Annotated in this window: 21 protein-coding genes; 7 read left to right on the forward strand and 14 right to left on the reverse strand. The window is 32.2% G+C overall.

Annotation, left to right across the window (positions count from 1 at the left end; all coding sequences use genetic code 11):
• Nucleotides 1-99 precede the first annotated feature (99 nt).
• The 12 genes from J2Z80_RS07960 to rpmH form a co-directional block, all read right to left on the reverse strand.
• Entirely contained in the window at nucleotides 100-939 is an 840-nt protein-coding gene (locus tag J2Z80_RS07960) for a ParB/RepB/Spo0J family partition protein (protein WP_209453913.1), read from the reverse strand.
• Complete coding sequence (locus tag J2Z80_RS07965; RefSeq protein ID WP_209453914.1) at nucleotides 932-1,711, reverse strand: ParA family protein; 780 nt, start codon at nucleotides 1,709-1,711, stop codon at nucleotides 932-934. The genes J2Z80_RS07960 and J2Z80_RS07965 overlap by 8 nt, the downstream gene beginning before the upstream one ends.
• Nucleotides 1,712-1,801: 90 nt before the next feature.
• Nucleotides 1,802-2,605, reverse strand: a complete 804-nt coding sequence (noc, locus tag J2Z80_RS07970) for a nucleoid occlusion protein (protein WP_209453915.1) — start codon at nucleotides 2,603-2,605, stop codon at nucleotides 1,802-1,804.
• A 120-nt stretch (nucleotides 2,606-2,725) separates the two neighbouring features.
• Complete coding sequence (locus J2Z80_RS07975) at nucleotides 2,726-3,172, reverse strand: NUDIX domain-containing protein (RefSeq protein WP_209453916.1); 447 nt, start codon at nucleotides 3,170-3,172, stop codon at nucleotides 2,726-2,728.
• A 17-nt stretch (nucleotides 3,173-3,189) separates the two neighbouring features.
• Nucleotides 3,190-3,912 carry a 16S rRNA (guanine(527)-N(7))-methyltransferase RsmG gene (gene rsmG, locus J2Z80_RS07980; protein ID WP_209453917.1) on the reverse strand — a complete coding sequence of 241 codons (723 nt, stop codon included), beginning with the start codon at nucleotides 3,910-3,912 and terminating at the stop codon, nucleotides 3,190-3,192.
• 3 nt (nucleotides 3,913-3,915) lie between these two features.
• On the reverse strand, nucleotides 3,916-5,787 hold the full coding sequence (gene mnmG / locus J2Z80_RS07985) for a tRNA uridine-5-carboxymethylaminomethyl(34) synthesis enzyme MnmG (RefSeq protein WP_209453918.1): 1,872 nt from the start codon (nucleotides 5,785-5,787) through the stop codon (nucleotides 3,916-3,918).
• Nucleotides 5,788-5,795: 8 nt separating this feature from the next.
• Nucleotides 5,796-7,172, reverse strand: coding sequence for a tRNA uridine-5-carboxymethylaminomethyl(34) synthesis GTPase MnmE (mnmE, locus tag J2Z80_RS07990; RefSeq protein ID WP_209453919.1), 1,377 nt, complete (start codon nucleotides 7,170-7,172; stop codon nucleotides 5,796-5,798).
• Nucleotides 7,173-7,269: 97 nt separating this feature from the next.
• Complete coding sequence (gene jag, locus J2Z80_RS07995; RefSeq protein ID WP_209453920.1) at nucleotides 7,270-7,890, reverse strand: RNA-binding cell elongation regulator Jag/EloR; 621 nt, start codon at nucleotides 7,888-7,890, stop codon at nucleotides 7,270-7,272.
• Nucleotides 7,856-8,512, reverse strand: a complete 657-nt coding sequence (locus J2Z80_RS08000) for a YidC/Oxa1 family membrane protein insertase (RefSeq protein WP_209453921.1) — start codon at nucleotides 8,510-8,512, stop codon at nucleotides 7,856-7,858. Before J2Z80_RS08000 ends, jag begins: the two co-directional genes overlap by 35 nt.
• Nucleotides 8,513-8,527: 15 nt before the next feature.
• Complete coding sequence (gene yidD, locus J2Z80_RS08005) at nucleotides 8,528-8,737, reverse strand: membrane protein insertion efficiency factor YidD (RefSeq protein ID WP_013299151.1); 210 nt, start codon at nucleotides 8,735-8,737, stop codon at nucleotides 8,528-8,530.
• Nucleotides 8,737-9,111, reverse strand: a complete 375-nt coding sequence (gene rnpA / locus J2Z80_RS08010) for a ribonuclease P protein component (protein WP_209453922.1) — start codon at nucleotides 9,109-9,111, stop codon at nucleotides 8,737-8,739. The genes yidD and rnpA overlap by 1 nt, the downstream gene beginning before the upstream one ends.
• Before the next feature lie 11 nt (nucleotides 9,112-9,122).
• The gene (gene rpmH, locus J2Z80_RS08015; protein ID WP_013299153.1) at nucleotides 9,123-9,257 is read right to left on the reverse strand and encodes a 50S ribosomal protein L34; all 135 of its coding nucleotides are present in this window, start codon (nucleotides 9,255-9,257) and stop codon (nucleotides 9,123-9,125) included.
• Nucleotides 9,258-9,746: 489 nt separating this feature from the next.
• On the opposite strand from rpmH, the gene dnaA reads away from it, so the two are divergent.
• The 5 genes from dnaA (at nucleotide 9,747) to remB (ending at nucleotide 14,057) form a co-directional block, all read left to right on the forward strand.
• Nucleotides 9,747-11,078 carry a chromosomal replication initiator protein DnaA gene (gene dnaA / locus J2Z80_RS08020; protein ID WP_192403716.1) on the forward strand — a complete coding sequence of 444 codons (1,332 nt, stop codon included), beginning with the start codon at nucleotides 9,747-9,749 and terminating at the stop codon, nucleotides 11,076-11,078.
• A 223-nt stretch (nucleotides 11,079-11,301) separates the two neighbouring features.
• Complete coding sequence (dnaN, locus tag J2Z80_RS08025) at nucleotides 11,302-12,414, forward strand: DNA polymerase III subunit beta (RefSeq protein ID WP_209453923.1); 1,113 nt, start codon at nucleotides 11,302-11,304, stop codon at nucleotides 12,412-12,414.
• Between the two features lie 21 nt (nucleotides 12,415-12,435).
• On the forward strand, nucleotides 12,436-12,642 hold the full coding sequence (locus tag J2Z80_RS08030) for an RNA-binding S4 domain-containing protein (protein WP_209453924.1): 207 nt from the start codon (nucleotides 12,436-12,438) through the stop codon (nucleotides 12,640-12,642).
• 58 nt (nucleotides 12,643-12,700) lie between these two features.
• Nucleotides 12,701-13,789 carry a DNA replication/repair protein RecF gene (gene recF / locus J2Z80_RS08035; RefSeq protein WP_192403719.1) on the forward strand — a complete coding sequence of 363 codons (1,089 nt, stop codon included), beginning with the start codon at nucleotides 12,701-12,703 and terminating at the stop codon, nucleotides 13,787-13,789.
• Between the two features lie 10 nt (nucleotides 13,790-13,799).
• Nucleotides 13,800-14,057, forward strand: coding sequence for an extracellular matrix regulator RemB (gene remB, locus J2Z80_RS08040; RefSeq protein ID WP_192403721.1), 258 nt, complete (start codon nucleotides 13,800-13,802; stop codon nucleotides 14,055-14,057).
• Nucleotides 14,058-14,075: 18 nt separating this feature from the next.
• Here remB and J2Z80_RS08045 read toward each other — a convergent pair whose 3' ends face one another.
• Complete coding sequence (locus J2Z80_RS08045; RefSeq protein ID WP_192403723.1) at nucleotides 14,076-14,807, reverse strand: type 1 glutamine amidotransferase; 732 nt, start codon at nucleotides 14,805-14,807, stop codon at nucleotides 14,076-14,078.
• Nucleotides 14,804-16,165, reverse strand: coding sequence for a Mur ligase family protein (locus J2Z80_RS08050; RefSeq protein WP_192403725.1), 1,362 nt, complete (start codon nucleotides 16,163-16,165; stop codon nucleotides 14,804-14,806). Before J2Z80_RS08050 ends, J2Z80_RS08045 begins: the two co-directional genes overlap by 4 nt.
• Nucleotides 16,166-16,362: 197 nt before the next feature.
• Here J2Z80_RS08050 and gyrB point away from each other — a divergent pair, with 197 nt between their 5' ends.
• Nucleotides 16,363-18,264 (forward strand): DNA topoisomerase (ATP-hydrolyzing) subunit B, encoded by a 1,902-nt coding sequence (gyrB, locus tag J2Z80_RS08055; protein ID WP_192403727.1) that lies wholly within the window; start codon nucleotides 16,363-16,365, stop codon nucleotides 18,262-18,264.
• 43 nt (nucleotides 18,265-18,307) lie between these two features.
• Nucleotides 18,308-20,725 (forward strand): DNA gyrase subunit A, encoded by a 2,418-nt coding sequence (gyrA, locus tag J2Z80_RS08060; protein WP_209453947.1) that lies wholly within the window; start codon nucleotides 18,308-18,310, stop codon nucleotides 20,723-20,725.
• Nucleotides 20,726-20,739 lie beyond the last annotated feature (14 nt).

A 20,739-nucleotide genomic window follows, 5' to 3' on the forward strand; every position in this document is an offset into this window, starting at 1 on the left:
TATTTTCACCTGTAAGTTTTATTCATATATCTATATTTTATATTTATTTAGCCATAGTTACAATAGAAAATGCATTTGTTTTTACAAATGCATTTTCTATCATCTATTTATTATAAGATCTGTAAGCCTGGATAAATCCTCTTCACCGTAATATTCGATCATTATCTTTCCTTTATTTTTACCTGGTATTATCTTTACCTTCGTTCCAAAAAATCTGCAAAAATTGTCTTCTATCTCTTTAATATATATGTCATTAACCTGTCTTTTTTTTCTTTTCGATGATGCCACTTCTTTTATTAAATTTTCCGTTTCTCTAACATTTAAATTCTTATCAACAATTTTATTTGCAATTATATTCTGCTTGTCTGCATCTTGCAAAGCTAATATGACTTTTGCATGACCTGTAGTTATTTTCCCTTCCATCAGCATATTTTGAACTTTTTCATCTAGATTAAGCAATCTAATGCTATTAGCAATTGCCGACCTGCTTTTGCCAACTCTCTTTGATATTTCTTCCTGTGTTAAGTTAAACTGTTCCATCAGTGACTTGTATGCTTTTGCTTCGTCAATTGGATTGAGGTCTTCTCTCTGGAGATTTTCTATAAGGGCTATCTCCATCACTTTTTGGTCATCAAAATCTTTAACTATAGCTGGTATTTCTTTTAGCCCTGCAAGTTTAGCTGCTCTCCATCTTCTTTCCCCTGCTACAATTTGGTATCCTAAATTGATTTTTCTAACAATAATAGGCTGTATAATACCGTGTTCTTTTATAGAATCAGATAACTCTTTTAAAGATTCATCATCAAAATGTTTCCTTGGCTGGAATTGATTTGGCTCTATGTCTGAAATTTTTATATTTTCTACGCCTTTTGTATTTTCTTCATCAATATCAGGTATAAGAGCTTGTAAACCTCTACCAAGCCCTCTTTTATTATTCAATTGCCTCACCATTCCTTTCAATTATCTCTTTTGCCAATTCTTCATATGCTTCAGCACCTTTTGAATGTGGGTCATAAAGAGAAATAGGTTTTCCAAAGCTTGGTGCTTCACCTAATCGTATATTTCTCGGTATTATAGTGCCGTAGACTTTTCCCTTGAAGTATTTCTTAACTTCATCAACAACCTGTATCGATAAGTTTGTCCTAGCATTAAACATGGTTAATACAACCCCTTCAATTTCAAGGCTGTGATTGATGTTTTTCTTTATTAAGTTTATTGTATTCATTAACTGCGTTAAACCTTCCAAAGCATAATATTCACACTGTATCGGCACTAATACTGAATCTGCTGCCGTTAATGCATTAATTGTTAAAAGTCCCAACGATGGAGGACAATCAATCAAAATAAAATCATAATCATCTTTAATATCTTTGAGGGAATTTTTAAGCCTGAATTCCCTCGATAGCATGGGAACAAGTTCTATCTCTGCTCCTGCCAATTGGATGCTGGATGGTACAATAGAAATACCATTCATCTCATTAAGCGTTATAAGAGCTTCTTTTATGTTTCTTTCTTCAATTAAAATATTATATGTAGTACAATTAAGGGATGAATCATCTATTCCAAAGCCACTGGTCATATTGCTTTGGGGGTCCATATCGACACATAACACCTTTTTCCCACTGGCAGATAAGGAATAACCTAAATTTATTGTTGTCGTTGTTTTGCCAACTCCACCTTTTTGATTTGCTATAGCTATTATTTTTCCCAATTTATCACCCCGCTATTTTTATCATATTTTTATTATAACATTGTTCCATGTGGAACAAAAGTTAAATAACAACACGGGGATGATTGAATGCTATTTTTTAGGAATTCTTATCTTAAATTCTATATAATCATCTTCATTCTGCTCTGTGTATTCCGCATCAACACCAGATTTTTTCATTATTGAAATTGCCTGTTTAATAGTATTTACAAAAATTCTTATGTCCTTATAAAATTTCATCATTTTCTTTTTTTCTTGTTTCTTATCTTCTTCCATCGTAATCTTATTTATCATGTCCTGCACAATTTTTTCAGTTTCTTTAACATTGCATTTCTTCTTAATTATTATGTCAATTGCTTTATTTTGAAGTTCTTCATCGGGAAGCCTTAAAAGTGCTCTTGCGTGTCTCTCTGTCAGGTTATTTTCAATCAATTTTGCTTTAATGCTATCACTTAATTTTAAAAGCCTCAATTTGTTAGCTATTGTAGATTGGCTTTTTCCAAGCATAGCAGCTAATTTTTCTTGTGTGAGATTATGGTCGTTTATCAAATTATTATACCCTTCTGCTTCCTCTAAAAAATTTAGATCTTTTCTTTGAAGATTTTCAATCAAAGCAATAACTGCAGAGTCTTCGTCATAGGCTTCAAAAACTATGGCAGGTATCGTCTTAAGTCCCGCAAGTTTTGAAGCCCTCAACCGCCTCTCACCTGAAATAAGCTCGTAAGAATTGCCATTTACAACTCTTACACTTATTGGCTGTATCACTCCATAAGCTTTTATTGAATCACAAAGCTCCTGCAGATTGGCAGTGTCAAAAATTTTACGAGGCTGATATGGATTAGGTCTAATAAGGTCTATCGGCAAGTATTTAATCTCTTGTTGCTTTATCGAAACCATAAAAAACACCTCTTTAAAAACAATCAGATTATTACTTATATATATTCTACAATAAAATCAAAATTCCTCCTAATATACCATAATTATCCTATTATTTTATTATTGAAATAAAAAGCTATTTTACCTATAAATTTCAGGTATTCTTATACTTAGAGAATCAATGGTTCCATCTTTAATCATTTCTTTAAGTCCTTCAGGATATATATCATATTTGTCAAATTCAGAAATATCTATCCACTTAACATCTTTTATCACTTGTTTGTCTTCAGGCATATCCGGATCAAAACCCAATCGCAAATCTCCACCAACAATTGAACATCTAAAATACGTTGCGTAGTAAATGCTGTATTCCTCAAGATAGCATACACTATCTGCAATAATATCATAACCCGTTTCTTCTTTGCATTCTCTTATCAGTGCATCAACGCAAGACTCATTCTCCTCAACTCGTCCACCAGGAAAAACCCATCCAATCTCATTTTCCACCTGATGTTTAACAAGTAAAACTTTATTGTCATTAATAATTACAGCTCTTGATACTAATAAACACGCTCTTAGATTACCCATAATATTTATCCTTTCACTTAAAGTGGTATTTTTTCAATTAATTTTGGCTTTCTAGGATATTTCATATCTGTAGTACCAAATTTTCTTATCAAAAGCAGATTATGAACAATATCCGTATAAGGCAATGTTACTTCAAAAACATCTTCTATATTACTCTTTAAAATATTTAAAGCATTATTAGACATTGCTATCTCCTCATCTACATTTGAGCCTTTATATGCAATTAAATATCCATCAATTTTAACAAATGGAATGCAATACTCAAGTAATACATTTAATTGTGCAACAGCTCTTGACAATGATATATCGAATTTTTCTCTTAAAAAATTATCCTTTCCTAAGTCTTCTGCACGCCCATGTATTATCTCTACATCATTTAGATGTAATTGCTGTACTAATTCATTTAAAAAAACAGTTCGCTTTTTTAATGAGTCAATAATAGTCAATCTCAAAGAGGGATAAATAATTTTAAGAGGTATAGATGGAAATCCAGCACCTGCACCTACATCTATTATCTTTTCATTGCCATTTATCTTTTTACAAATTTTAGCTGTTAAGCTATCCAAAAAATGCTTAATGACAACATCCCTTTCTTCCGTAATGGCTGTCAAATTCATTTTTTGATTCCATTCCAGAAGAAGATCATAATATTTTATGAATTGTTCCACATGGAACAGTTGGAGATTAACTCCTAATGATTCTGCTCCACTTATTAGTAAATCAATATTGTCTTTCTTCATAATCTATCTCCTTGACTGCAAATAAATTAAAATTACAGATATATCAGCAGGTGATACACCTGATATCCTAGATGCCTGTCCCACAGAAGTCGGCATTATACTTTTTAACTTTTGCTTTGCCTCAATGCTTATACCTTTTATATCATCATAATTTATCCAAGAAGGTATCTTTTTGTTTTCTAACGCCTTAAATTTCTCCACTTGTTCCAACTGTTTCTTTATATATCCTTCATATTTTATATTAATATCGATCTGCTCTGCTACATCATCTCTTATATCTTCAGGTCTATCCTTGTCAATTAACTTAGATGAAATATAATCAATCTCAGGCCTTTTTAGTAAATCATACATGGTAATCCCTGTCACAATTGGTGAACTTCCTTTAGATTTTAAATATTCATTGACAAAATCACTTGGAACAATCATTGCGTTTTTCAATCTTTCCATCTCTTCTTCATACTGAATTTTTTTCTTCAAAAACCTTTCGTACCTTTCATCATCTACAAGTCCAATTTGCCTTCCCTTTTCAGTCAATCTAAAATCCGCATTGTCCTGTCTCAATATAAGTCTGTATTCAGCTCTTGATGTCAGCATTCTATAAGGTTCATTTGTACCTTTTGTAACAAGGTCATCAATTAAGACACCTATATACGCTTCAGATCTATCTAATATAAAAGGCTCTCTATTTAAAAGCTTCATAGCAGCATTTATACCTGCCATCAAACCCTGCGCAGCAGCTTCCTCATAACCAGATGTTCCATTTACCTGACCTGCAAAAAACAATCCTGATATTGTCTTTAATTCAAGTGACTGCTTTAACTGTGTAGGATCAATGCAGTCATACTCAATGGCGTATCCAGGCCTCATAACTTTTACATTTTCAAGTCCTTTTATTGTCCTTAAAAATTCAATCTGAACATCCTCAGGCATGCTAGAAGACATGCCTTGTACGTACATCTCATTGGTATTCCTTCCTTCAGGCTCTATAAAAAGCTGATGTCTAGGTTTGTCTGGAAATTTAACAACTTTATCTTCTATAGAAGGACAATACCTTGGTCCAACGCCTTTAATTTCACCACTGTAAAGTGGCGACCTGTCTATGTTTCTCATTATAACCTCATGTGTCTTACTATTTGTATACGTAAGCCAGCATGGGATTTGTTCCACATTTATTTCATCATGCAAATATGAAAAAGGTTTTATTTTTTCATCACCAGGCTGAATTTCCATAGCATCAAAATTAATAGATTTTTTATCTACACGAGCAGGTGTACCTGTCTTAAACCTCATCAATTTTATATTAAGTCTCTCTAAACATTTGGACAATTCATTTGCAGGAAACAATCCATTAGGACCACCGCTATAACTTACATCGCCAATTATAATTCTTCCCCTTAAATAAGTACCTGTCGTTACAATACATGACTTACACATATATCTTGCACCATTTTTTGTAATTACACTTTTCACTTCACCATTTTCTACTTCAATATCAACAACTTCAGCTTGTTTTATGTCGAGATTCTCCTGCTTTTCAAGTGTATACTTCATATTAAATTGGTATCTTTTTTTATCAGACTGAGCTCTTAATGCCCTTACAGCAGGCCCTTTGCTGGTATTTAAAGTCCTTTCCTGTATCAAAGTTTCATCTGTATTTATGGCCATTTGTCCCCCCAGTGCATCAATCTCTCTTACAAGATTTGTCTTGGCAGGGCCTCCTATTGCAGGATTACACGGCATTAACGCAATCGAATCTAAATTTATTGCAAACGCAACTGTTTTAAGTCCAAGCCTAGCCGTGGCTAAAGCTGCTTCACACCCTGCATGCCCTAAACCTATAACAGCAACATCATATGATCCAGCATCGTATATCATTTAAGCACCTACTTTCCAACACAAAATCTTTCGAAAATTTCATTTATCAAATCTTCATTAGCAGTTTCACCAGTTATCAAACCAAGATTATCAATAGCAGCATTTAAATCTATAGATACAAAATCCTCTGTTAAACCGCTTTCTATTGTATTAAGACAAGACATTAAATTTTCTTTAGCTTTTAATAAAGCGTCTTTATGCCTCATATTTGTTAAAAGAAATTCATTGTTTGATAGTCCATTCTCCATCACCATACTGTATACAGTATTTTCCAGAACATCAAACCCTTCTTTTGTAACAGATGATAAACTTATATATTTTTCATTTGAAATTCTTCTGATTTCATTCAAGTCTATCATAGATGGCAAATCGATTTTATTTAAAACGTACAAAACATTCTTATCATCAATTATACTCAGTATTTCATAATCTTCCTTCTCCAAAGGTCTTGAATTGTCAAAAACAAAAATAATAAGGTCTGCCTTATTAATTGCTTCCATACTTCTTTCTACACCTATTTTCTCTACTAATTCATCAGTATCTCTGATACCTGCTGTATCAATAAGCTTTATCGGTATCCCTTTTATATTCAAATACTCCTCAATTATATCCCTAGTCGTACCAGGTATATCAGTTACAATTGCTCTATTTTCATTTAAAAGTGCATTTAGTAGCGAAGACTTGCCTACATTAGGCTTACCAATTATGGCTGTATTAAGTCCTTCTCTTATTATCCTTCCTTTTTCTGATGAATCTAATAATTCATCAATTTTTTTAATTGCATTTTTAATTCCATCTATCAATTCACCATCATTGAATATCTCTACATCTTCATCAGGAAAGTCCATCAGTGCAAATATATGTGCAATGAGTGCAACTAAGTCCTTCTTTATTTCATTTATTTTATCTTTAACACTGCCACTTAACTGCATTACAGCGTATTTATTTGAAAGAGCCGTCTTTGACCTTATTATATCTATAACCGCTTCCGCCTGTGACATATCAATTCTTCCATTTATAAAAGCCCTCTTTGTAAATTCACCGGGTTCAGCAAGTCTTGCACCATTTTTTAAAACCAATTCTAAAATCCTCTTGGCAGGTACATAACCACCGTGACAATTTATCTCTACAATATCCTCTTTTGTGTAAGTGTGTGGGCTCTTCATTACATTAACAAGCACTTCATCATATACTTCATTAGATTCGCTATCGCAAATAAAGCCATAATGCACAGTATGGCTTCTCACGGTTTTTAAATCTATATTTCTTTTAGATTTGAATATGCCAGAAACTATTTTTATAGCATCACTGCCACTTATTCTTATAATCGAAATACCTGCTTCACCAACAGCAGTAGATATTGCTGCAATCGTATCATCTATCATATTAAACCACCAAACTTTCCAATCTTAAATATGATAATATATCACTAATCATTATTTTACAATATGGTAAAAGAAAAAATACCCTTGTCTTGGGTATCTACTTCAAAGATATTGTAACTCTCCTATTTGGCTCCTCGCCTTCACTAAATGTTTCTATATCAGGGTCATCCTGCAAAGCTAGATGAATTATCCTTCTCTCATTTGCATTCATCGGCTCTAATGTAATGCTCCTATTTTCTTGCTTGACTTTTTTTGCTATTTTATTTGCCAAATTTATCAGTATCTTCTCTCTCTTGGCACGATAATTTTCCGCATCTAACAAAATCCTCTTATGTATACCTTCTATATTTTTTTTGTTAGCTACTAACGAAGTCAAGTATTGAAGAGAATCCAATGTTTCACCTCTATATCCTATTAGAAGTCCAACTTCATTTCCCTTCAAATTCACCAATATGCTATTGTCTTTTTCATCAATATCATATTCTACATCTATTCCGATCAACTTGATTATTCCATCTAAAAATTTTTTGACATTTTCCTTTACAACGTCCTTAACAATAATCTTAACTATAGCTTGTTTTCCCAGTAGGCCCAGAAATCCTTTACTGCCTTCATCTATTACTTCTATATCTACCATATCTCTAGAAATACCTAGCTCTATAAGTCCGGCATTGATAGCCTCTTCAACTGTTTTTCCTGTTTTTATTATTTCCCTCATTTGAAGACTCTCCCTTCATTGATTCGGTAGGTCTTAAGAAGAAATATTGCTGAGCTATCTGAAAAATGTTGCTTGTAACCCAATATATTCCTACACCTGCCGGTAAAGAAACAGTTATCCAAATCATAAAAGCTGACATGATAAGATTCATTGATTTTTGGCTGTTATCTGTCTGTATCATCGCAGAAGAAATATACGTCGTAATACCAGACAATATTGGCAATATAAAGTAGGGATCCTTATCAGCTAAGCTTTTTAGCCATAAAAATGATGCAGTACTAAATGCCGGATAATTCCTAAGCATAGCAAAAAGCGGCCAAAGTATTATAAGCGGCAACAGCATCGGTAGACAACCACTCATAGGATTAACATTTTTCTCTTTATAAAGCTTCATCATTTCCTCATTTAACTTTTGAGGATCCTTTGCATATTTTTTCTTTAAATCTTCCACTAAAGGATTTATCTCTTTCATCTTTTTCATTGTTCCCATCTGTTGAACGTAAAAAGGCAAAAGAACAATTCTAATTAAAATCGTAAAAATAATTATAGCAACACCATAATTTCCAACAAAATCATATATAAACTTTAGTAACTGGCCAAGGTACATACCAATTGCTGCCATTTTAAACCTCCTAAACTATTTTACAGGATCATATCCACCCGGATTAAATGGATTGCATCTTAATATCCTCCACAAAGCCATAATACCACCTTTTAAAACACCATACTTTTTTATAGCGTCTATAGCGTATTGAGAACAAGTCGGATAAAATCTACACGATTTTGGCTTCATAGGAGATATAAATTTCTGATAGAATCGTATTAAATATATAAAAATGTATTTCATTATTTATTCACCATATAAAGAGAAGATTTTGTTAACAGTCTCCTCATAGCATTTCCTACCATATAGAAATCTGCCTCAATAATCTTATTTCTTGCAATAAAAATAATGTCATATCCTTTAAATAAATCGCGATCCAATAACCTAAAATTTTCATATAACAATCTCTTATAGCGGTTTCTAATTACGCTCTTACCTACTTTTTTGCTTACCGAAAAACCAACTCTATTGATTCCCAAATTATTTTCTAAGTAATACATTACAATGTACTGGTTTGAAATAGATTTACCGTATCTATAGACATTTTTAAAATCACTACTTCGTTTTATCTTAACCATATCATGTATATAAACCTCCGATTGCAAAAAAGGCCTCATTAAGGCCTTCCTTATGCTGTCAACCTATGTCTACCCTTTCTTCTTCTTCTTTTTAAAACATTACGACCATTTTTAGTAGACATCCTTTTTCTAAATCCATGTTCCTTTTTTCTGTGCCTTACTTTTGGCTGATGTGTACGTAACACTACTACACCTCCTAAAACCTTAAAAATGCTAATAAGATTATATCGTTTATTTATTTGCATGTCAATAAATTAATCCATTAATGTTATTAACATATTAAAAAGTTTTATTCATACGTTGTTGATAAATTTTATTTTTTTATTGATAATGTGTTAATAATTTGATATCATATAATCGAAGTTGTTAATAAGTAAAAGAATTTATTCATATAGATATTTAGTTATTCACAGGTTGTGTATAAATCTGTGAATAACTTGTTATTATTTCATTTTTTTCTTATACATTAAAATTATATTTAAGGTTTTTTAAGCCTTTTTATATAAATTTTTATAAACAAAATTTTATACACAGTATATTTATAACTAAAAAACAATGATACATTGTTGATATTTTTTTGCCTTTTAAACAAACTTTATCAACATTTATCCGATATAAACATAAATAAACTAATTTTTATCAACAGCTTGTTTATATTTGTAGGAGGTCACAAAATGTATGAAGATTGTTACACATTGTGGGATGCAATATTTGAAAAATTAAAAAGTGAGTTGACGTCTACCAGTTATACAACTTGGCTTGTTCATTTAAAGCCAGTTGCTCTTTTAGACAATATACTGGTACTATCAACTGTCAATGTATTTACCAAAAACATAATAAACGGAAGATACTTAAACGTAATATACGATGCAGCAAAATCTATTACTAATAAAAACATAGAAATAAAAATAGTCTCCGAAGATGAAGATGAGTATAAAAAAATAAAGGAAACAGTCCAGTATAAAAACGACAAAGACAAAATTGTTTCTACTATGCTGAATCCTAAATATACATTTGACACATTTGTGGTTGGAAACAGCAACAAACTGGCTCATGCTGCATGTTTAGCCGTAGCTCAATCACCTGCAAGGGCATATAATCCATTATTTATATATGGGGGGGTTGGCCTTGGCAAAACGCATTTAATGCATGCAATAGGCCATTTCGTACTAGAGCACAACAGCAATACAAAAATAATGTATGTTACATCTGAGACATTTACAAATGAACTAGTTAATTCTATAAAAGATGACAAAAACGAAGAATTTAGAAATAAATACAGAAGTATGGATATTCTCCTGATTGATGATATACAATTCATCGCTAAAAAAGAAAGGACACAGGAGGAATTCTTCCACACATTTAATACATTGTACGAAGCGAATAAACAGATCATAGTTTCAAGTGATAGACCTCCAAAAGAGATACCAACACTTGAAGACAGATTAAGATCTCGATTTGAATGGGGACTCATAGCAGATATTCAGCCGCCAGATTTTGAAACAAGGATAGCTATCTTAAAGAAAAAAGCGCAAAATGAAAACTTAAATATACCTGATGATGTACTTATATATATAGCAGAAAAAATTCCTTCTAACATAAGAGAATTAGAAGGTGCACTAATAAGAATCGTTGCCTTTTCATCACTTACAAAGGCAAATATCGATCTTGATCTTGCAAAGGATGCACTAAAAGACATAATATCAAACAAAGTTAGAAAAATAACGGTTAAATTAATACAAGAAGAAGTATGTAAATATTACAACATAAAATACGAGGATTTTATATCGAAAAAAAGAACGAAGACAATAGCATTTCCAAGGCAGATTGCAATGTACTTAGCCCGTGAAATGACTGATTTGTCATTACCAAAGATAGGTGAAGAATTCGGTAAAGATCATACTACAGTGATACATGCGTACGATAAAATTTCAAACGACATTAAAGAAGATGAGTCTTTAAATAAACAGATAGAGGAACTTAAAAAACGAATAAAGGGATTTTAACATATCCACGTTGATAAACTGTTAATAACATTATTTTTTTTGAGCTTGTTGATATTGTTAATAATTTTCTACTGTTTAAACAAATTTATTAACAAATGTCGAAGCTTGTCACTACGGATATTAAAATACTTTTTCACATATTAACAAGCTCTATTATTACTACTACTATTTTTATATATATTCTTATTTTTATAAAATATGCTTAAAAAGGAGCGAAAACTTTATGAAATTTTCTTGCGATAAAATTTCATTATTAAATGCAGTAAATAAAGTTATAAAGGGGGTAACCCCCCGTACCACCCTGCCTATTCTCCAAGGAATACTTTTAACTGCAAAAGACAATAAATTAGTCATGTATTCAACAGATATGGAAATAGGTATCGAATGTAAAGTTGATGCTGAAATTGTCGAAGAGGGAAGTATTGTCGTTTCATCGAAAGTATTCTCTGATCTCGTAAGAAAACTTCCAGAAGACACAATTTACTTTACAACTGACCAAGATTATATAGTGAATATAAAGTGCGGATTGTCAGAATTTACAATATCAGGTAATTCATCTGAAGAATTTCCTGATATACCGGAAGTTTTAAAAGAAATAACTTTTAGTATAAATCAAAATGTCTTAAAAGAAATGATTAAAATGACTTCATTTTGTGTGGCACAAGATATGACAAGACCTGTTTTAACAGGAATACTAATGGAGATAAACAAAAATACGATAAATATGGTAGCACTAGATGGATACCGCATGGCAATAAAAAAATATATATCAGAAGATCTTTTGTTAAAAAGATTTGACGACTTTAGTGTTGTCATACCGGGTACGACTGCAAATGAGCTTGTTAGGATAATGGAAGATAATGATGATAATGTGTATGTGTCTTTCACAGGTAATCAGATTTTATTTGAAATTAATGATACAAAAGTTATATCAAAGCTTCTGGATGGGAATTATATGAATTATAAGGCAGTCATTCCAAAAGACTTTAAGTCGATAGTCATTATCGAAAAAGATGATTTAATAGGTGCCATAGATAGGGCATCGCTATTAGCTTCAAATAAAAGCAATTTGATAAAGTTCACTTTTAATGAAAAGGAACTTATTATATCATCAAATTCAGAAAAGGGAAAGATGTCTGAACGTGTGAATATTGATATTGAAGGAAATCTGATAGAGATCGCATTTAACTCCAGGTATCTACTAGAAGCATTGAGGGTGATTGATTCTGAAAAAATTAAAATGAATATGATAAACAGCATTAACCCTATGATAATAACTCCTGTAGAAGATGATGATTATCTATACATGGTGTTGCCTGTAAAATTAAATGGTTAGTAATTGAAGGGATTAGATATTATGAAAGAGGTAAAAATTAACACGGATTATATTACACTTGATCAATTTTTGAAGTATGTAGGTGTTGCAGAAACTGGTGGTAAAGGTAAACAGATGATATTAGATGGGCTCGTAAAAGTAAACGGCAATATTGAACTTAAAAGAGGCAAGAAGTTGCGCAGTGGTGATATTGTAGTTGTTAATGACCATGAATTTAAAGTTTTGTAATATATTACAATGTATTAAGATTATGTTATTTTCCATATAACGAAAGGATAAGGAATAAGTGTATTTGAAAGAGCTTACAATTGACAATTTTAAGAATTTAAAGCATCAGAAGGTAATATTCTCTGCTGGAACTAATGTAATATATGGAACAAATGCACAAGGTAAAAGTAATCTTTTAGAATGTATAAGGATCTTAAGCATTGGCAAATCCTTCAGAAATAGCAAAAACAAAGATATGGTAAACTTTAACAGTGATTACTATTATATGAAAGGTATATTTAATATAGACAATGAAGAAATAACAATTGAAACAGGTTATAAATTGAATCAAAACAAATTTTTTAAAGTGAACAACAATAAGATAAAAAGTATTTCAGAGCTTATTGGGGTTATACTTACAACAATTTTTTCTCCAGACGATTTAAACATTGTAAAAGGCAGTCCTTTTATAAGAAGGCGGTATATGGACGCATCTATATCAATGATTAAAAGAAATTACCTTTACGATATTATACAGTACAACAAAGTTTTAGCAAATAGAAACAAAGTATTAAAAGATATAAAATTTAAAAGTGAAAATTTAAAGCTTCTGGATATAATGGATGAACAGCTTTCGATTTTTGGGTCTAAAATCATTATGTACAGAAAACAGTACGTCAATAATCTTAATTTAATTGTAAAAAAGATATTGAATGATATATCAAATGAAGAAGTTGAGATTTGCTACTGGAACAATGTTATGGATAAAATTGATGATATAAAGTACATAAAAGAATCACTAAGCAATAAGTTGAAATTAAATAGAGATACAGATATAAAATATGGCGATACTAAGTACGGGCCTCATAGAGATGATATTAAAATATATGTAAATGGTCATGATTCCAGAATTTATGCATCACAGGGACAGCAAAGGACAATTGCTTTATGTCTTAAACTAGCTGAACATGAAATGATGAAGTCTGAGAACCATGAAAATCCAATACTTTTACTTGATGATGTAATGTCAGAATTGGATTTAAATAGAAGAAGATATATTTTAAATAAAATTAGTGGTTGCCAGACATTTATAACACATACGGAAAAAGATGATATAAAAGGTGATAAATACTTTTTGATTTCAGATGGAGTAATAATGCCTGATTAAGGAGGAAATTATGTACGTTCATTTAGGTGGTAATGTTGTTGTACCTGACAACGAAATAATAGCAGTTTTTAATATTGATATCAAACATATGTCAAAAGATACTTGTGAATTTTTGAGAATAGCTGAGGAAGAAGGGTTTATTGTGAAGATATCAAAGGATAATTTAAAGTCTTTTGTGGTTACTGAAAGAGATAATAAAAGCATAATATACTTATCGCCAATTTCATCATATACAATAATAAAAAGAGCATTAAAATACGAAGAATAAAAAAATAGAGGATAACCTCTATTTTTTTGCAAATCTTTTTATTATGGCATTTTGAGTTAGATGTTCAAAAGAATCATCTAAAGGTTCTAGTTGGTTTTTTCCGTATTTTCTGTCCAGTGCTTTTCTTATCAACATGTCTGTAAATTCAGGGTTTTTAGGTAATACAGGCCCGTGAAGATATGTTCCAAAGGTATTCTTGTATACAGCACCTTCCATGCCGTCTTCACCATTATTTCCATTTCCATATATGACTCTTCCTAATGGTTTTACATTTTGTAAAAATGTTTTTCCAGAGTGATTTTCAAAACCAACCATTTTGAATGTTTTGCCATCAATGGTTGACTCTATTATTATGTTGTCAATCATCCTTTTGTTTCCTGCTACGGTGTATATGTCTAATGCACCTATACCGGGGAGTTTATTTCCATCTGATGATAAATAATATTTACCCAGCAATTGATATCCACCGCATATACTGAGGAGAGTCAAACCATCTTCAATAGCAGACTTTAAATTTTTTGCTCTTCTTAGTGTTAAATCATCGCTGACTATTTTTTGTTCTCTGTCAGAACCTCCACCTAAAAATAATATGTCGATGTCTGTAAAATCTGTATTTGTATCGATAGTTATAGACTTTATTTCAGCGTCTATTCCTCTCCATTCACATCTTTTTTTTAGTGTTATTATATTTCCTCTATCACCGTAAAGATTTAATAAATCAGGGTACATATGTCCAATTGTTAATTTCATGCTTTGACACCTCTTGACTTCATATAACTATTTACCTCATGCAGTGATGTATAATTAGGCAGTACTGCTATCAATTCTTCATTTGTAACAGTTGGGATGTAATCAAGGGCATTTTCTATGGAATTGATAATTTTTATCCTTTTTGGGTCTATACCAGCGTATTTTAGCCTCAATGCCATGTCTTCTGCTCTTAACCCTGATGTTACCACATGGTTTATTTTTGCATGTGATACAAAGTTCTCCATATCCACATCCCAAAGCCATGATACATCTCTGCCGTCAGCGTAATTATCATTTATGGCAATTAGGAGGTTTAAGGGTTTGTTTATTTCTCTTAACATGTTTAAAGTGCTGTCAAAGCCTATTGGGTTTTTAATAAGGTTTATTATGGCTTTTTTGCCTTTTAAGTATGTTGTCTGCAATCTTCCTGCTATAGGTCTATAATTGTTTAATCCGGCTTGTATATGGTTTAAAGGAGTCCCTAAAAGTATATTTGTGGCTACAGATGACATTACATTGTATACATTATAAGCTCCAGTGAGATGGCTTTCTATATTTATTATTTTATCTTCGTACTTGATTTTAAATGATATGCCATCTTCAGTAAGTTTGATATCTAGTGCACCAAAATCTAAGTCAGGCCTTGATTTGCCACATTTTGGGCAATAGTAATCTCCCAGTTGTCCGTAAAAAACATCTTTGTACACGTATTTACCGCCGCATACAGGACAGTACTTTTGTTCAAATGCTGGTGAAAGGCTATATCCGTAATTTAGCTTGTCTAAAATTCCATAGTACATGACATTTAAATCTAAATCATCACCTAATGAAGCAGTGAAAGGTTCATCTGCATTTAAAAGAAGTATTGAATCTTTAGGAAGTCTATTTAAAGATTCTTTAACCTTTTTTATTGTAATGTCCAGCTCGCCATATCTGTCAAGCTGGTCTCTAAAAAAGTTTGTAACTACGACTACCTTTGGATTAATATCATTCAAAACAAGAGGCATGTTTGCTTCATCGACTTCGAATACACCTGTGTCTCTTTTTATGTTTCCAAAAAAGTCGCTGTTTTTTATCAATATTGTAGCAATACCGCTTAACATGTTTGCGCCTTCCCTATTGTGTACAACTGTTTTACCTGATGATTTTAATATTTCTGCGATAAGTCCTGATGTTGTCGTTTTTCCATTTGTTCCCGTTACAACGACTTTTTCATTCTTTACACCTTTTATAATATCTTTTATTAGGTTAGGACTTATTTTAAGTGCAAGTTTCCCTGGTAGTGATGTACCGTTTTTCCCAGTTAATTTGCAACCTAATATGACAAATTTACCTAAGACAACACCGAGTAAATCCAATTTAACACCACCTTGATAATAACGCTCTTATTTTATTATATTTTAAGTATATTATAAAACAGTGTATTTATAAAATAAAAATATTTCATTTGATGATAAATTATTCATTATAAATTTGCCCAATACTGTGTTTCCTTGTATAAAAATCAAAAAAATGATACAATAAAACTATTGGAATTTAGTACGGAGGTATGAATATGGCAAAAGATGAAACATATGGTGCAAGTCAAATTCAAATTTTAGAAGGTCTTGAGGCTGTTAGAAAACGCCCTGGAATGTATATAGGAAGTACCAGTAGTAGAGGACTTCACCATCTTGTATATGAAATAGTAGACAACAGCATTGATGAGGCATTAGCCGGATATTGTAAAAATATCGATGTTATAATTCATAAAGATAATTCTGTATCAGTTATAGATGATGGAAGAGGTATACCTACAGATGTACATCCACAGACTGGTAAGTCAGGTGTTGAAGTGGCACTTACTGTGCTTCATGCTGGTGGTAAGTTTAATAACGATGTGTATAAAGTTTCTGGCGGACTTCACGGTGTTGGATTATCAGTTGTAAATGCGCTATCTAAAGAATTAGAAGTTATTGTTAAGCAAAACGGCAAAGTGTATGAACAAAGATATGAAAGAGGAGTTCCTAAATCAAAACTGAAGATCATTGGTGACACGGATGAAACCGGTACGATGATAAGATTTAAGCCTGATGATGAAATTTTTGAGACGCTGGAATACGATTATGATGTATTATCTCAAAGATTAAGGGAATTATCATTTTTAAATAAAGGCGTAAGAATTAAGCTTATGGATGAGAGAGATGGAAAGGAAGACGTATTCCATTATGAAGGTGGTATAGTAGAATTTGTCAAATATTTAAACAGAAATAAAGAAGTGCTACATCCTGAGCCTATTTACATGGAAAGTAAAAGTGATACTTATGAAGTAGAAGTTGCGATGCAGTATAATGATTCATATACAGAAAATATATTTAGCTTTGCCAATAATATTGATACCAGAGAAGGCGGTACTCATTTAGTAGGTTTTAAAGCAGCTTTAACAAAAGTTATAAATGATTATGCTAGAAAGTTTAATTTCATAAAGGATAATGACAAAAACCTGCAAGGTGAAGATGTCAGGGAAGGATTAACGGCTATCATAAGCGTAAAACTTATGAATCCACAGTTTGAAGGGCAGACAAAGACTAAATTAGGTAATTCTGAAATGCGTTCAATAGTGGATTCTGTTGTAACAGAAAAACTCACAGCATTTATGGAGGAAAATCCTTCTTTATCGAAGGTAATTCTTGAGAAAGCTACATCTGCTGCTAGGGCTAGAGAAGCTGCTAGAAAGGCTAGAGAACTTACAAGGAGAAAGTCAGCACTGGAATCCACTTCACTTCCTGGTAAATTAGCAGATTGTTCAGAAAAAGATGCATCAAAATGTGAGCTTTACCTTGTAGAGGGTGATTCTGCAGGTGGTTCTGCAAAGATGGGAAGAGATAGCAGATATCAAGCAATACTTCCTCTTAGAGGTAAGATTTTAAATGTTGAAAAGGCAAGGCTTGATAGAATTTTATCAAGCGATGAGATAAAAGCGATGATAACTGCTTTAGGTACCGGCATAGGAAGTGATTTTGATATTTCAAAGCTTAGATATCACAAAGTTGTGATTATGACAGATGCTGATGTAGATGGTAGCCACATAAGAACTTTGCTTCTTACATTTTTCTACAGGTTTATGAGACCGTTAATAGAAAATGGAAATGTATATATAGCACAACCGCCCCTTTACAAAATAGAAAAGAATAAAAAAGTTTATTATGCTTATTCTGATAAAGAACTTGACAATATTTTAAAAGAAATTGGAAGGGAAAATTACAATGTACAGAGATACAAAGGTCTTGGCGAAATGGATGCTGAGCAACTTTGGGATACTACAATGGATCCTGAAAAGAGGACAATGCTTAAAGTAAGCCTTGATGATGCAATTGCTGCAGACGAAATATTTACAATCTTGATGGGTGACAAAGTAGAGCCAAGGCGAGAATTTATTGAAAAATACGCTAAAACAGTTAGAAATCTTGATATATAGGCAGGTGTTTTAAGTGAGTGATAATAATACAAATAATGAAGAAATGAGAGTTATACCTGTAGATGTTGAAGATGAAATGAAAAAATCTTTTATTGATTACGCCATGAGCGTCATTGTAAGTAGGGCTTTGCCTGATGTCAGGGATGGATTAAAGCCTGTTCACAGGAGAATTCTTTATGCTATGAATGGGCTTGGATTAACACCTGATAAACCGTATAAAAAAAGTGTATCTGTCGTTGGAGAAGTTTTAGGAAAATACCATCCACATGGTGATGTAGCTGTTTATGATGCGATGGTAAGAATGGCACAGGATTTTTCCATGAGGGAGCCATTAGTTGACGGTCATGGAAACTTTGGAAGCATCGACGGAGATCCGGCTGCTGCTATGAGATATACAGAAGCAAGGCTATCGAAGATAGCGATAGAGATGCTTACTGATATCAATAAAGAAACTGTTGATTTTGTCCCGAATTTTGATGAAAATTTCAAAGAGCCTGTCGTACTACCATCGAGGTTTCCTAACCTATTGGTAAATGGATCACAGGGTATAGCTGTCGGTATGGCAACTAATATTCCTCCCCATAATTTAGGTGAAGTCATAGATGGTATAATAGCTTATATAGATAATCCATACATCACTACAGATGAGCTTATGAAATATATTAAAGGGCCTGACTTTCCAACAGGAGGCATTATTGTTGGAAAAGATGGTATAAAGGATACGTATAAAACAGGTAGAGGCAAAATAATAGTTAGAGCAAAAGCAGAAATAGAGGAGCATAATGGCAGAGATAGAATTGTAATTACGGAAGTACCTTATATGGTAATAAAATCAAAACTGGTTGAAAAGATAGCAGAGCTAGTGAGAGACAAACATATTGAAGGTATATCTGATTTAAGGGATGAATCCGATAGAAATGGAATGAGAGTTGTCATCGAATTAAAAAGAGATGTCAATCCAAAGGTTGTTCTAAATAAACTTTACATGCATACTCAGATGCAGCAGACATTTGGGGCTATAATGTTGGCATTAGTCGATGGAGCTCCAAAGATACTGTCATTAAATCAGATCATAGAAAAGTATGTAGACCATCAAGTAGATGTTATTACAAGAAGGACAAGGTTTGAGCTTCAAAAAGCTGAGGAAAGAGCACATATATTAGAAGGTCTGAAGATAGCATTAGATCATATAGATGAAGTTATAAATGTTATACGAAGCTCTAAAACAGAGCCTATAGCTAAGCAAAACTTGATGGAGAAATTTGGACTAAGTGATAAACAATCTCAGGCAATTGTTGATATGAGATTAGGGCGTTTAACTGGCCTTGAAAGGCAAAAAGTAGAAGATGAATTAAATGAACTATATAGGAAAATCAGTGAACTTAAAGGTATATTAGCTGATGAAAAAAAGGTGTTGGAAATAATTAAAAAAGAACTTAAAGAAGTAAAAAATAAATTTTCATCGGAAAGAAAGACTCATATAGTGGCAAAAGAAGATGAAATGGATATTGAAGATTTAGTTCAACTGGAAGATGCTGTTGTAACAATGACGCATTTTGGTTATATCAAGAGGATGCCCCTTGATGCATATAAATCTCAGAAGCGTGGAGGAAAGGGCATATCGGGTATATCTACGAGAGAAGACGACTTTGTAGAGAATGTTTTTACGACAACAACTCATGACAGGCTTTTGTTTTTTACAAATAAAGGAAAAGTATATAGCTTAAGAACTATAGATATACCTGAATCAGGAAGACAAGCAAAAGGTACAGCTATAGTTAATCTAATTCAAATAGATCAAGATGAAAAAGTAAATGCTGTAATACCAATAAAGAAATCTCATGATGCTAAATACGTCGTAATGTGCACAAAAAATGGCATAATCAAAAAGACTGAAATCGACGATTTTCCGAAGATAAAGAAAAGTGGCAATACTGCCATAAAGCTTGACGATAGTGATGAACTTATAAATGTTATGCTTACGGATGGTAATAAGGAAATTATTATAGGGACAGCTAATGGTTTTTGCATTAGATTTCATGAAAACAATCTGAGACCTATAGGAAGACAGGCAAGAGGGGTTATAGCTATATCACTTAGAGATGATGATTATGTTGTAGAGATGGATCTTATAGATGAAGGCAGTGAGATATTGGTTGTAACTGAAAATGGTTATGGAAAAAGAAGCGATGCGAAAGAATACAGATTGCAGACAAGGGCTGGAAAAGGAATAATAGCTACAAAAATAACGAAAAAAACTGGAAAATTAGTTTCGATAATGTCTGTAAATGAAAAAGATGAGCTTATGATAATTTCAGCTAATGGCATACTCATAAGGACGAAAATAGCCGATATATCAAAGATGCACAGGGATACTGCAGGTGTTACGCTGATGAAACTGGATGATGGTGATAGAGTTGTTTCAACTGCAAAGATAGACAATGATGATGATAAAAAATAAAATTTTGTTAAAAA

The sequence above is a fragment of the Thermoanaerobacterium butyriciformans genome (genome assembly GCF_017874545.1).
Taxonomy (GTDB): Bacteria; Bacillota; Thermoanaerobacteria; order Thermoanaerobacterales; family Thermoanaerobacteraceae; genus Thermoanaerobacterium; species Thermoanaerobacterium butyriciformans.

Excerpts from the sequence above, each read along its gene's own strand:
- noc (WP_209453915.1), bottom strand. The coding sequence starts at position 2,605 with ATGGTTTCGATAAAGCAACAAGAGATTAAATACTTGCCGATAGACCTT.
- J2Z80_RS07975 (WP_209453916.1), bottom strand. The coding sequence starts at position 3,172 with ATGGGTAATCTAAGAGCGTGTTTATTAGTATCAAGAGCTGTAATTATT.
- rsmG (WP_209453917.1), bottom strand. The coding sequence starts at position 3,912 with ATGAAGAAAGACAATATTGATTTACTAATAAGTGGAGCAGAATCATTA.
- mnmG (WP_209453918.1), bottom strand. The coding sequence starts at position 5,787 with ATGATATACGATGCTGGATCATATGATGTTGCTGTTATAGGTTTAGGG.
- mnmE (WP_209453919.1), bottom strand. The coding sequence starts at position 7,172 with ATGATAGATGATACGATTGCAGCAATATCTACTGCTGTTGGTGAAGCA.
- jag (WP_209453920.1), bottom strand. The coding sequence starts at position 7,890 with ATGAGGGAAATAATAAAAACAGGAAAAACAGTTGAAGAGGCTATCAAT.
- J2Z80_RS08000 (WP_209453921.1), bottom strand. The coding sequence starts at position 8,512 with ATGGCAGCAATTGGTATGTACCTTGGCCAGTTACTAAAGTTTATATAT.
- yidD (WP_013299151.1), bottom strand. The coding sequence starts at position 8,737 with ATGAAATACATTTTTATATATTTAATACGATTCTATCAGAAATTTATA.
- rnpA (WP_209453922.1), bottom strand. The coding sequence starts at position 9,111 with ATGAGGCCTTTTTTGCAATCGGAGGTTTATATACATGATATGGTTAAG.
- dnaA (WP_192403716.1), top strand. The coding sequence starts at position 9,747 with ATGTATGAAGATTGTTACACATTGTGGGATGCAATATTTGAAAAATTA.
- dnaN (WP_209453923.1), top strand. The coding sequence starts at position 11,302 with ATGAAATTTTCTTGCGATAAAATTTCATTATTAAATGCAGTAAATAAA.
- J2Z80_RS08030 (WP_209453924.1), top strand. The coding sequence starts at position 12,436 with ATGAAAGAGGTAAAAATTAACACGGATTATATTACACTTGATCAATTT.
- remB (WP_192403721.1), top strand. The coding sequence starts at position 13,800 with ATGTACGTTCATTTAGGTGGTAATGTTGTTGTACCTGACAACGAAATA.
- J2Z80_RS08045 (WP_192403723.1), bottom strand. The coding sequence starts at position 14,807 with ATGAAATTAACAATTGGACATATGTACCCTGATTTATTAAATCTTTAC.
- gyrB (WP_192403727.1), top strand. The coding sequence starts at position 16,363 with ATGGCAAAAGATGAAACATATGGTGCAAGTCAAATTCAAATTTTAGAA.
- gyrA (WP_209453947.1), top strand. The coding sequence starts at position 18,308 with ATGAGAGTTATACCTGTAGATGTTGAAGATGAAATGAAAAAATCTTTT.